The 13,577-nt window shown below is 37.5% G+C and carries 13 protein-coding genes; all 13 read right to left on the minus strand.

The features are described 5' to 3' along the window. Positions 1–142: 142 nt before the first annotated feature. Positions 143–853 (minus strand): ABC transporter ATP-binding protein, encoded by a 711-nt coding sequence (locus Q7O55_RS04835; RefSeq protein ID WP_302498393.1) that lies wholly within the window; start codon positions 851–853, stop codon positions 143–145. Between the two features lies 1 nt (position 854). Further along, the gene (locus Q7O55_RS04840; protein WP_303928859.1) at positions 855–1,616 is read right to left on the minus strand and encodes an ABC transporter ATP-binding protein; all 762 of its coding nucleotides are present in this window, start codon (positions 1,614–1,616) and stop codon (positions 855–857) included. 11 nt (positions 1,617–1,627) lie between these two features. Then, the gene (locus Q7O55_RS04845) at positions 1,628–2,641 is read right to left on the minus strand and encodes a branched-chain amino acid ABC transporter permease (protein WP_303928861.1); all 1,014 of its coding nucleotides are present in this window, start codon (positions 2,639–2,641) and stop codon (positions 1,628–1,630) included. Continuing rightward, positions 2,641–3,522 carry a branched-chain amino acid ABC transporter permease gene (locus Q7O55_RS04850; protein ID WP_012864168.1) on the minus strand — a complete coding sequence of 294 codons (882 nt, stop codon included), beginning with the start codon at positions 3,520–3,522 and terminating at the stop codon, positions 2,641–2,643. The genes Q7O55_RS04845 and Q7O55_RS04850 overlap by 1 nt, the downstream gene beginning before the upstream one ends. Positions 3,523–3,536: 14 nt before the next feature. Then, entirely contained in the window at positions 3,537–4,685 is a 1,149-nt protein-coding gene (locus Q7O55_RS04855; protein ID WP_303928864.1) for an ABC transporter substrate-binding protein, read from the minus strand. Between the two features lie 120 nt (positions 4,686–4,805). After that, a complete protein-coding gene (locus tag Q7O55_RS04860; RefSeq protein ID WP_303928866.1) occupies positions 4,806–6,725 on the minus strand; it encodes an ABC-F family ATP-binding cassette domain-containing protein in 1,920 nt (639 codons plus the stop codon). Between the two features lie 28 nt (positions 6,726–6,753). After that, complete coding sequence (locus Q7O55_RS04865) at positions 6,754–8,124, minus strand: type II secretion system protein GspD (RefSeq protein WP_303928868.1); 1,371 nt, start codon at positions 8,122–8,124, stop codon at positions 6,754–6,756. After that, positions 8,106–8,954, minus strand: coding sequence for a hypothetical protein (locus Q7O55_RS04870; RefSeq protein ID WP_303928869.1), 849 nt, complete (start codon positions 8,952–8,954; stop codon positions 8,106–8,108). Before Q7O55_RS04870 ends, Q7O55_RS04865 begins: the two co-directional genes overlap by 19 nt. Positions 8,955–9,079: 125 nt before the next feature. After that, complete coding sequence (galE, locus tag Q7O55_RS04875) at positions 9,080–10,069, minus strand: UDP-glucose 4-epimerase GalE (RefSeq protein WP_008600614.1); 990 nt, start codon at positions 10,067–10,069, stop codon at positions 9,080–9,082. A 10-nt stretch (positions 10,070–10,079) separates the two neighbouring features. Then, positions 10,080–11,516 (minus strand): glucose-6-phosphate isomerase, encoded by a 1,437-nt coding sequence (locus Q7O55_RS04880; protein WP_303928872.1) that lies wholly within the window; start codon positions 11,514–11,516, stop codon positions 10,080–10,082. A gap of 82 nt (positions 11,517–11,598) precedes the next feature. Next, positions 11,599–11,877, minus strand: coding sequence for a DUF1294 domain-containing protein (locus Q7O55_RS04885; RefSeq protein WP_008600612.1), 279 nt, complete (start codon positions 11,875–11,877; stop codon positions 11,599–11,601). A gap of 20 nt (positions 11,878–11,897) precedes the next feature. Further along, the gene (locus Q7O55_RS04890; protein WP_303928874.1) at positions 11,898–12,821 is read right to left on the minus strand and encodes an NAD-dependent epimerase/dehydratase family protein; all 924 of its coding nucleotides are present in this window, start codon (positions 12,819–12,821) and stop codon (positions 11,898–11,900) included. 22 nt (positions 12,822–12,843) lie between these two features. Next, positions 12,844–13,569: a ribonuclease H family protein gene (locus Q7O55_RS04895; protein WP_303928875.1), complete on the minus strand. Its 726-nt coding sequence runs from the start codon at positions 13,567–13,569 to the stop codon at positions 12,844–12,846. Positions 13,570–13,577 lie beyond the last annotated feature (8 nt).

Raw genomic sequence — 13,577 nt, forward strand, 5'->3', positions numbered from 1 at the left:
TAAACTCGCTTCATTATTAGCTCACATAGTGCTTCTATTTATATCAGAATTAGTGATAAAAAAATAAGGTGTATATACTAGAAATCTAGTATATACACCTTATTCAAAGTTTTTGACACTAATGATCGCTCTATATAATTAATTATTCAACACGACCGCCTAAATAAGCTTCCATAACGCGAGGATTATGGCGAACTTCATCAGCAGAGCCAGATAATACCATTTTACCAGTCTCCAAAACATACGCATAATCAGCAATCTTCAATGCTTGACGCACATTTTGTTCTACTAAAAGAACTGTTGTTCCATCGGCGCTGATTTCTTTAATGGTTTCAAAAATCTCATTTACTACTAAAGGTGCAAGGCCCATAGATGGTTCATCTAATAATAACAATTTTGGACGAGCCATAAGTGCACGACCAATAGCTAGCATTTGCTGTTGACCACCTGATAAAGTACCACCCAATTGATAACTTCGTTCATCAAGAATAGGGAATCGTTTAAATACCTTTTTGATATCTGCTTCGATTTCTTTATCTTTACGTGTATAAGCACCCATTTCAAGATTCTCATAAACACTCATATCTTGTAGAATTTGACGTCCTTCAGGAACTAAGGAGATACCACTTTGTACAACTTGATGGGTTTGGCGACCTGTAATATCTTGACCTTCAAAAATCACTCGACCAGATGTGGGTTTTACAAGTCCCATAATAGTCTTCATCGTCGTAGTCTTACCAGCACCATTAGCACCAATAAGAGATACAATCGAACCTTGTGGAACTTCTAAACTTATATCTTTTAAGGCTGTAATATGTCCATAACCAGCCACAATATTTTCTAGTTTTAACATATTACACCTCCTCTTTACCTAAGTATGCTTCAATTACAGCTTCATTATTTTGAATTTCTTGAGGTGTACCTTCAGCAATTTTCTTGCCAAAGTTAAGTACTACCAAACGATTACAGATATTCATCATCAATTCCATGGCATGTTCGATAACCACAACGGTAATACCTAGGTCACGAATCTTGCCAATCAATTGACGCAGAACTTCAGTTTCACTATCATTCATACCTGCTGCCGGTTCATCAAGCAAGATTAACTGAGGGTGTGTCGCTAAGGCACGAGCGATTTCAAGACGACGTTGCTTACCATACGGTAATGATGTTGCAACCTCTTCTGCATCTGCTTCAAGATCTACAAGCTTTAAGAACTCATAAGCAATACCACGACAACGCTCTTCTTCAATGCGTTGACGTTTTGTTTTCAAAAAACTAGATAAGAAGCCAGAGCCAGTACGACAATGCATACCGGTTAAAACAGTTTCAAGAGCTGTCATATTGCCAAAGAGACGAATATTTTGGAATGTACGAGCAATCCCCATTTCAACAGTTCTATGAGGCTTAATGCCTACAACAGACATACCATCAAATACAATTTCACCAGAACTTGCAGGGAATACACCAGTAATCAAGTTGAATAGTGTGGTCTTACCAGCACCATTTGGACCGATGACACCAAATACTTCACCTTGTTTAACGCCAAAAGATACTCCTGTGAGGGCTGCAACGCCACCAAAGCTTTTACTTACGTCATTTAATTCTAATAGCATTCAGTTCCCTCCTATCCTTGTTTTTCTTCTTGTTGTTTGCGTTTATATGCTTCAAAACGTTCTGTTAATACTTGTGACTCTGGAATATATGGAGCCTTTTTAAAGCCTAATTTGCGACTAATTTTATCTACCATAGATTCTGTCAGAATACCATCTGGACGAACAGCCATCAAAATGACTAGTAATGCACCATAGATGATGTCCCGATAGTCGGATAAGAAACGCAATACTTCTGGTAATAATGTAAGAATAAAGGAACCTAATACGGAGCCCCATACTACATTAGAACCACCAAATACAGGAAATAATAGGATTTGTACTACCTTGTGGTAACTAAAATCTGTAGGATTAATAAAGTTTGTAATATGGGCATACAAACCACCGCCAATACCAGCGATGAAAGCACCAATGATAAAGGCCATCATCTTGTAGTATACAACGTTAATACCCATCAATTCTGCTGCATGATCATCAGCCTTAATCGCTGCAAAGGCACGACCCACACGACTATTATTAATCCGTACACAAAAGGCGATAATCAATACTAAAATAGCTAACAAAATAATGATAGCCATTAGATTGCCCCATGCAACAGCATCAATGCCCATTAAACCATCGAGATCAAATTCATAGGCATAATTTGTCAATTCTTGAGGAATGGATGGAATACCAGAAAGGCCTAATGCACCATTTGTAATATCCAAATTCAAAAAAATAACACGCACAACTTCGCCAAATCCAAGTGTAGCAATGGCAAGATACAAACCTTTAAGACGTGTTGTTGGCAAACCGATAATAACAGCCACAAGACTAGCAATTAAGCCACCAATAATAATGCCTACAACGATAGGCAAATCAGCTTTCAAAGAAAGAATAGCGCCTACGTATGCACCAACACTCATAAAGCCAGCAGCCCCTAAAGAAAGCTGTCCACTTGCCAGTGTGAAATAAATTGAAATACCCATGATGGCATTAATGATGAAAAACATCACGATCTGTAGATAATACGGGTTTAATAATTCCATTACGGTCTACCCCCTTTATCTTTAGATCCAAACAAGCCTTGTGGGCGCCAGAATAATAATAGGATAATGAGACCAAAGGCCACAGCATCACGGAATGTAGATGCACCATAAGCAACAGAGAAGATTTCTGCTACACCTAAAATAAAGCCGCCAACCATGGCGCCTGTAATATTACCAAGACCACCTAAGATAAGTACTGCCAGACCTTTAAAGCCTATAATAACACCCATAGTAGGCTCAATAGCATTAAAGGACAACCCTACCAATACACCTGCCGCTGCACCTAAAGCAGATGCAATCATAACAGTAATAGATATAATCATTGTTGGATTGATCCCCAAGAGAGCCGCTGTTTCCGTACTCATGGATACAGCGCGAATAGCCTTACCAATCTTAGTTTTCTTAATAACTACATTTAAAATCAGCATTAGCACAACAGAAACGCCTAAACCAATAATTTGTACCATAGAAATTTTGAAAGCTCCAAAGTCGATTAGGCCACCAATATAGTCTGGTGGGAATGATCTAGTTTGAGGGCCCCAAAGCAATAATGCCAAACTTTCAAGGAAAATAGAAACACCAATGGTACTAATAAGTGGTGCCAAGTGAGACACCTTTTTCTTGCGTAGTGGACGAAGCGCCACAAATTCTAAAAGATAACCGAGGATAGCACCTACAGCCATAGCTACGATAAGGGCTACAAAAATGTTAACGTTAAAAATTGTTACCATAAAAAGACCAACGAAGGCACCTATCATAAAGATGCCTCCGTGAGCCATGTTGATAATATTCAAAACACCGAACACAAGTGTTAAGCCAATAGCGAGTACAGCATATAAGCTACCGAGGGTTAACCCGTTAACTAATTGTTGTAAAAACACTATACTACCTCAATTTATTTTGTTAATGCGTCAAATTGACCGTTTTTAATTTGTAATACTTGAACTTCCATAGAAGGATCGCGTTTTTCGTTGAATTTGAATTGGCCAGTTACACCAACGAAGTCAGCAATGTTTTTCAATGCTTCCCGGAATTTTTCGCGATCTGTTGTGGACCCTGCTTTTTTCAAAGCTACTTCATAGAAATATACTGCATCATATGCTTGAGCAGCGAATTGATCAGGTTCTTTACCGTATTTAGCCACATAGGCTTTACGGAAATCTTTAACCTTTTGGTCTTCTTTGTTAGGGAACCATGGCGTACCAACAATAACACCGTTAGCAGCATCGCCAGCAATTTTAATGAATTGTGGACTGTTGAAACCATTGGAGCCGACTACAGGTTGATTCATACCCATTTCACGCATTTTTTTCATGATTAATGCGCCTTCTTGGTAAAGAGAAGCAACTACAATTACATCAGGTTTTGCTTGTTGAATTTTAGTCAATTGTGCAGAGAAGTCAGTATCTTTATCTGCAAATGTTTCAGTATCAACGATTTGTACACCTTCAGATTCCAATGCTTTACGAGCTGTATTATTTACAGATACCATTTGATCATTGTTGTTGGAGTACATGATAGCTGCAGTTTTGAAGCCTAAAGTTTTATGTGCTTCTTTAATTGCAGTATCTACTGCCAAGGATTCAGGTACAGCATTACGGAAAATGTAATCGCCGATATCCGTAATACCTTCAGCCGTTGTAGATGTACCAAGAGCAACTACTTTACTCTTGTTTGCTACAGGACCAGCAGCCATCATTTCACCAGATAGCATAGGTCCAATAACTGCTACTACTTTATCTTTTGCAATTACTTTATTCATCGCATTGATAGCTTCATTTTTATCACCTTTAGTATCCTCTACTAATAAGTTAATTTTTACAGCGTTTGCATCAGCATTAATTTCGCTTACAGCCAATTCTGCACCAGCTTTAATAGATTCACCATAAGCTGCTGCCCCACCAGTTGTTGTTGTTAACAATGCAATTTTAGCTTCATTACTATTCGCACTACCTGCATCTTTATTTCCACCACAGCCAGCAGCAACTGCCATTACACCGGCAAGGCCAAAAATGGCTGCTTTTTTTAACATGGATTTATTCATATTACACCCTTCCTTTAAAACATAAAACTTTGATTCTATACCTATATTATGAGAAATTTCAATCTTTTGTCAATTAAAAGAAAATGATTTTAATTCCTTAATAATATATAAATTAAAAAGCTATTCACATAGCCGTTCCCACTTCTCATACAATAAATTCAACTCAGCTTGAGTCTCTTCAATTTGTGTGGAAATTTTAGACATTTCATCTAAATCTTGCTGAACTACAGGATTCGCTAATTGCACTTCATACATCTTCATCGTCGCCTCTAAACGAGCAATTTCAGCTTCTACCTTAGCCAATTGTTTTTCTACCATATAAGCATTTGGCTTCTTCTGATTTTCCTCCGTAGTTTCTGATACTGAAAGCATTGACTCATTAATAGGAGTAGCTTTACTATCACGCTTACTGCTATCAGAGTTTTTCTCATTAGCCAATGCTAATAAGTCTTCTTGCTCTTTCAGCTTTTCCTTATAGTATGAATAGTTACCGAGATACTCTGTAATTTTACCTTCACCTAGAATTACTGTTTTTGTAGAAACTTGATCCAAGAAATATCTATCATGAGAAATAATAAAACAAGTCCCTTCAAATTGTTGCAATGCTTCCTCTACAATTTCTCGGGTAGGAATATCTAAATGGTTTGTCGGTTCGTCTAAAATTAGGAAATTATCTCCTTGAAGAAATAATTTAAGCAAAGCTAAACGAGCGCGCTCACCACCAGATAATTCACCTACTAACTTAAATACATCGTCCCCTTTAAACAGGAAAGCCCCCAGCACATTACGAGCCTTATCCTCGCTGTAGTTAAAGTGATTCATGATCTCTTCCACTACCTGCCAAGAATCATGCAATTCTTCGTGTTCTTGTGAGAAGTAACCGACTTGTACGCGATTGCCAATATCCACATGACCAACTTTAGGGAATAGTTCTCCTACAATGGTTTTCACCAGTGTAGACTTACCCGCGCCATTAGGTCCAATAAGCGCTACTGATTCACCTCGTCGAACAACAAGAGAGATATCATCAATAATGCGACTTTCACCATATCCGACAGATAAGTGATCTAAGACTAAAACCTTATCAGCACTCATCGCAGCAGGAGGAAAAGAAAATTGTAAATGATGTGAAGTAACAGGTGCCTCTAGCCGCTCTAATCGATTTAGTTGAGACTGACGACCACGAGCCATTTTAGACTTGATACCAGCGCGGTATTTATCTATATAAGCCTCTGTTTTCTTAATATACTCCTGCTGTTTTTCATAGGCCACCATATCAGCCTTTAAACGTTCACCACGTTGTTGAATATAGCGACTATAGTTACCACGATAGGTTGTAGCCTTGTGATTATCTAACTCCACAACACCTGTGACGATACGATCTAGAAAATATCTATCATGGCTGACAATGAGAATACCACCTTGATAGGCAGATAAGTACCCCTCTAACCACTCCAGCATATCCATATCTAAATGGTTAGTCGGTTCGTCTAAGAATAAAAAATCAGGACTACGTACTAACGCTTTAGCTAAATTGATACGCGTTTTTTGACCACCTGAAAAAGCATTAGCCGGCTTATCTAAGTCATCATCAGTAAAACCAAGACCATAGACTATGCGCTTTGTCTTTTGCTCGTAGTCATAACCACCTAGCCATTCTAGACGATTCTGTAAATAATCTAAGCGTTGTAAATCCGATTCGCTAGCCTCTTCGGTTTCCAAGCGACTAGTGAGCTCTTTTAATTGTTTTTCCAATGCATGAACATCAGCCCAAGCCTTTTCGATTTCCGTAGCAAGGCTATCATCTCCAAGATTTACATCTTGTTGTAAATAGCCAATACTAGCAACAGGCGACTTGACTACATTACCTTCATCAAGCTCTTCATAGCCTAATATGCACTTTAACAAGGTGGATTTCCCAGCCCCATTAGGGCCTACCAAGGCGAGTCGATCCCCTTCTTTTATCTCAAAAGACACATTGGAAAATACTTGGCGCACTCCAAATGATTTTCCAAGGTCTATCATTCGAATGCGTTCCATTCACAACCTCCTAATCATTTACTCTTCATTATACCACAGTTGCCCTCACTAACATTAACATTTCTATAGAATCTTTTGTTTTTCGACTATGACGGAATAATTTTCCTAACAAAGGGATATCTCCCAAAATAGGTATTTTTTGTATTTGATGTTGATCTCGATTATCCATGAGTCCACCAATAACTAACACTTCTCCTGGTTGTAATCGTACTCTTGTATGTGCTTGACGTGTGCTTATTTTGTAGGCTTTCATTTCAGATACCATAATAGGTGTACTCACTTCTGCATGTATTTTAGCATCTACACCACCATCAGCGGTAATGATAGGAGTGTAATTCAACTTAATGCCCACCTCTTCATAACGAGTAGAACGCTTTCGTTCGCCATTCACTTCTGACTCCTCTATAACAGGTATTCTTTCACCTATTAAGATATGCGCAGTCTCACCATTGAGAGCCATGATAGATGGTTTTGCAATTAGAACGGCCTTACCTGAGCTTTCCATAAGACTTAGCTCTGGCTTTACAAAGAACTTATAGGCTTCCCCAGTCGGTGTTTTGCCAAAGGTAACGGCACCATAGGAATGTGTTTTATCTTCTCCATGACCGGTCAAGCTAAGCCAAGACCATCTAAAACCTTGTTCCTTAGCATAGGATTGTTCCATAGCAATGATGGTAGCTTCCAATTGCACTTGTTTTGGTTCCTTGTCGATAGCACGTACTAAGGTTTCTACACGTCGCTTTTCTCCGCTCGTCAAATGCATAATTACTTCATTTTGTTCTGAAAGCACTGCCATTTTATCGTTTTTTACCACTGTGCCTACCACATTTTTCAAAGACTCAGCCGGTAAATGTTCAGGTGATATAACATATAGTTCTCTTTTTTCAAGTGTTTCATCATCAGAATCAATAAGAAGTGTGTTATGCTCCTTCGATACGGAGAAATGATATAACTTACCTAATTCATTAATAATCCCTTCTGGGGATTCTCCCGTTACAGTGGCCGTAACAGTCCCTTTTAACGACTCTACACCAACAACAGATATACCGTAACTACGACAAATTCCTAAAACGGTTTCCTTTAAGGATGCATTGCGTACAGAAATCGTTATGAGTTTGTTCTCAATATTTTTTTCATTTTTAGCTACTTTACCACTATTTACAATGTTTTCAGAACTACTAGTAGTTATCCTATCAGTACTATTAGTAGTTATCCTATCAGTACTATTAGTAGTTATCCTATCAGTACTATTAGTAGTTATCCTATCAGTACCATTAGCAAATACTATGAAGGGAGTTACAAACATTACGACCATCCATAAGCTTATTTGCAATATAACAGTCACTATAATCTTATCTAAAAATGTTAGACCTATTAGGCTTATTCGATTCTTAGCCACCGTGATGAACCTCCTTCAATAACTTCTACGCCACTTGCAGTTATATTAGACACCGATACTTCTTGCCAAACACTTCCAATACTAACTATTTGTTCCTCTGTGCCTTTTCGTAAAATAGCAATATTCTGCTGTCCCTCAATAATACCTATAAGCTCTATGGGATGTTGTTTGATAGGATTACTTATAGAAGGTTGTATACTGGATTCAACTCGTCTAGCACTAATATCTTTAGATTTTAATTCAATATAATTACCACTATGCTTTTTATTATTTCTTATTTGTTGATATTTTCCATTTCTACGACTTTTATCTTCCGCTTTTCCAAAAGTACTCATTTCATCATCGGATTCATATAAATTGTTATTTATATCAACGAAATTGCCATTACTATCTTTAGTTATCTTATTCTGACCAAGTAAATCATCTATAGGAATATCTTTAAAAACCTCTCGCCAAGGATTTGCTCGCTCAACACCGGTGATGTCATATAATAATCGTCCATGAACATTGCTTTTTACCTCTCTATCCTTTACATTTTTTATATCACTTTCATCTTTAAAATAGTTCTTTCCTTTCCCTGTTCTATTACCATGTGTTGTTTCTTTTGATAATTTTTCTGAGCCTCGTTCAATTTGATTACCATCTCTTCCATTAGATTGATCTAAACTAATATGAACATTTTCCTCCTCATGAGGATAAAAAATACCAATGCCTAAAAGGGCCACCGTAATGATAAAGAAAATACCAAGTGCAAACTTATAGTGGCACATAATAAAATGCTGCTTATCAATCCACATTTTCATACGTTCTATATAGTCTCGTAAATTCATAATCCACCTCCTGCTGACATATTCTAGGAGACTCTTTTAAAATCCTACAAAAAAATGACTCTACCAGTCACCAAGGTGACTAATAGAGTCATTCATTATATTGACAAATCAAAACAATTTGTTCTTTATTTACTATTAAACCCATCTGGATGAGATGTATGCCAATGCCATGCATCTTTGATAACATCAGCAACATTACTAAATTTAGGATCCCAACCAAGTAAATTTTTGATTTTTTCAGAGGACGCAATTAATGTTCCTGGATCACCAGCACGGCGATCACCATATTGAATAGGAATATCGATACCCGTAACCTCTTTTGCAGTCTCGATGATTTCCTTTACAGAGAATCCATTACCACTACCAAGATTAAATACTTGAGATTCTCCGCCTTTACGCAAGTAGTCCATAGCCAATACGTGAGCAGCTGCTAAATCATTGACATGAATATAGTCGCGTACACATGTGCCATCAGCTGTATCATAATCAGTTCCAAATACAGTTATATGCTCTCTTTTACCGCGAGCCGCATCTAACACAAGTGGAATCAAATGAGTTTCAGGATGATGGTCTTCTCCAATCATACCAGACGGATCTGCACCGGCCGCATTGAAATAACGCAACGCAACATATGTAGAACCATAAATAGAACTATAATCAGATAACATTTTTTCTATCATCAATTTAGTGCGACCATATACATTTGTTGGTTGTAGCTGGGCATCCTCACAAATAGGAACTACCTTAGGCTCACCATACACAGCAGCCGTACTAGAAAATACAAAATGCTTTATACCTGCGGTACGAGCAGACTCAATAAGGTGATAAGAACCAACTACATTATTTTCATAATAAATAGCTGGATTTTGCATGGATTCACCAACTTGTGAGTGAGCAGCAAAATGCATTACACCTAGGATGTTATGTTCTTTCATAATACCTACTAGTTTAGGATCAGCAATATCCATATTGTAGAACTTTACCCCCTCAGGAATAGATTCTACATGCCCACGAGATAAATTATCTACAATAATTGGTGTATATCCTGCTTGTTGTAAAGCACGTACAGTATGACTCCCAATATAACCCGCACCACCTGTTACTAAAATATTCATAGTTCCCCCCTCATGAATTATGTACTTCCTTTGCTCGAGCTAATTTGGGCCCGATGAGACGCTTATAAACCTCTACCCCTGGTTGATCAAAAGCATCAACACCCGCAAAAATGGACTCAAAATAAACGGCCCAACAATGCATAAACATAATTTCTCCTAAATGGAATGCGTTTAATGTTGGTACAGTTATAGTCATGTTAAAACGATTGTCACTAGACAAGGCTTCTCTATTAGCATCTAAAGCAATGTTTAAAATATCACAAATGCCTACATCAGATAGAGAGTGTAAACGTTCATATTGACTATAGGAATCCGGAACAATGAGATTATGTTTCCAATCCTTAACCTTAATAAATTGAACTACCTTATTTAGGCGCCCCTCTTGATGCTCTTGAACTTGAGCATGCATATCCATAGTACCTACTGCAGCAACTGGCGTACGGCCATATGGTAGACAAGTATTACTCATTTTTCCAAGAGACTCGGATAAGAGCTGCACATACCAATCAGATAATGAGTGGAGTGCTTCACTATAAGGCATAAACACCTCTATAATACGACCATATCGTTCAGATGCAATATATTTCAATAATGCACTTAAAAGGCCTGGATTTTTAAAAATGTCTTCTTCTTGACAGGCTGCATCCATAGATGCAGCACCAGCTAAGAATCCTTCAATATCAAATCCTACAAGAGCGGCTGTTACAAAACCAACTTCTGTAAATACAGAGAAACGACCACCTACACCATAAGGAATGCTATAGGTCTTCCAATTATTTTCTATCGCCATAGATCGTAAAATTGTAGGATGTTCATCATTAGATACATCTGTAACAGCTACCACTTCGTAGTTAATATTACGATCTTGTAAAGCCTTCTCCAAAATCATGAAGTTAGCCATTGGTTCAATGGTAGATCCAGACTTAGAATTAATAACGAGCATCACCTTATAATCAGGACCTTTTTCCTGAGCTTGACACTCTAACGTACGAATTAGCCCTACTAAGTAATCACCATCCACATTAAAGCCTGCAAAGTACATCCTAGGATAGCCGTTGCGTTCCTCTGCACTGTAGTTATTCCAAAATGCTCCACACTGCACATCAAAAATAACTTTGCTCCCCAAATAGGAGCCCCCAATACCTACGGATACAACTGTATCAATATTATGGCGTGCATAGTCACGTAATTCGTAAAGCCGCTCTAACATATCTGGTGTATTGATACCATCTTCTGAAATATATGGAAGTTGGTAAAACAACACAGGTTCAGGTAAACCATCTTTAGAAACATGACCTTCTTCGAAGCCTGTAGAACGCAAAATATTTGTATGACGCCATACATTTTGTATAGCCCGTTCAAAATTATTCACATCGCGTTCTTGTATACAACTTTCATTATATATATTAGCATAATCTAACTCAAAACCTGATTGTAATCGCAACATCAAATATCTCCTTCACTGACATTTTATGTACAATATTCTTTTATTATACCATAAAAAATGAATAAAATATTAGTTTATACAATCATTTTACCCACAAACCATAACCGAATCCAACTGCATATACAGACCAAAGTAATGCAAAAGGAATGGCTAATTTAAATTTAATTTTTAATGTCTTATGACGCCATAGGACCATGCCTAATAAAGCACCAACACCCCCAAAGGCAAACGCTAAAAATAATAATGTAAACTCCGAAATTCGATCATATCCATTAATGGCACATAATTTATCATATCCATACAGACTAAATACGATAAGATTCCAAATACCTACGGTCACCCAAAATTGCGTATCACTCATATCCCCAAACCTTATTTCTCTTACTTATGATGAACTTTAAAATACTCCAATGTCTTTTGTAAACCAACTTCTAATGTTGTAGTGGCAATAAAACCAAAATCACGTTCAGCTTTCAAATTACTTAAGCGCGAATGTTTAATATCCCCTATACGCTCATTTTCATAATAAACCATAAAATCTGTCCCACTAATAGCCCGGAATCGCGTAATCAACTCATTCACAGATGTTCCCATATTGGTAGATACATTATAAATACCTGTGCATTGACCATTCCCCATAGCCTTAATATTAGCATCTACCACATCATCTACATAAATGAAATCTCTAGTTTGCTCACCATCACCAAATACAGTTAATGGTTGCCCTTCGACAATCAGGCGGTTGAAAATACTGATAACGCCACCTTCACCGCCATCACCTTGACGTGGTCCATATACATTAGCATATCTAAAGCATACTGTATTTAATCCAAAAGCTTCATGATAAATACGCAAATAACCTTCTGCAGTAAGCTTTGTCAAGCCGTAAAAAGACGAAGGCATACCACTCAAGTCTTCAGTCAATGGCAATACTGCCAAGTCACCATATACAGCAGCTGATGAAGGCATTAAAAATTGTTCAACTTTCACTTTACGACAAGCATCGAGAACATTAATAAGCCCTATTAGATTTACATCACAGTCATAACTTGGGTTCTCCATGGAGGATTGAACCATTGTTTGCGCCGCTTCATGAAATACGATAGACGGCTTAAACTCTTCAAATACAGATAGTAATTTTGGATCTCGTACATCCATCTCAATAAATCGAGCATCTGCATGTACAAAGGAGCGCATACCTGTAGATAAATTATCTATAACGAGTACATCGTGCCCTAATTCAATTAATCTATCAACTAAATGGGACCCAATAAATCCGGCCCCACCAGTAACACATATATTCATAGCGCCCTCCCTTCTAATATCTTTAAATACCTGCACCTTGTTTTGCTAGTGCATCAGCCATTTCATTATATGTATCGCCTGTATGAGCAGCCACCTTGTGAAAGTATACTCGCACATGATTTTTTATAGAATCATAAAATGCTGAATACTCTTTGGTTAGCTCATTATTACGTTTCCATCTCTTAGTAGCCCACATTTCTATGCCCATATAATCATAGTAAAGTGAGCATTCAGAAATTCCATTATCAACAGCATATTTCATAACATGCATAGCAGCCAACAACTCGCCAGCTACATTCCAAAACGATGTATATCGTTCATCAGTAGAGGGAAAAGAAAAAGTTTTCCTCTTGCCATTCAAAAAGATAACCCCACCTGCACCAACAGTATTAGTCTCTTTATTATAACTACCATCGATATACGCAACCATATAGTTTGGAGTAGTAAAATCTGGTTTCACAACACTTGCTGATACTTTACTTTGAATACTAGAACTAGAACCTATAGGCCTAGAATTTATAGATTTAAACTTCACTTCTTGTGGCAATTTAAGTTCACTCTTTTTAGCGCTCATAAAATCACTTAAAGACAAACCTGAATTCTCTACAAAAGCACGTGCTTCTACTTCTGTCGAAAATGATTTGTAGATGGCACCACCATAGCCCTTTACTTGTTTCTCACAGTCAGACCATGTAGTATAAACTCCTGGTACACGGCCCTGACGAACAGCATAAAACTTTTTTGCCATACGTCCCC

Source organism: Veillonella parvula, assembly GCF_945949885.1.
GTDB classification, from domain to species: Bacteria; Bacillota; Negativicutes; order Veillonellales; family Veillonellaceae; genus Veillonella; species Veillonella parvula_B.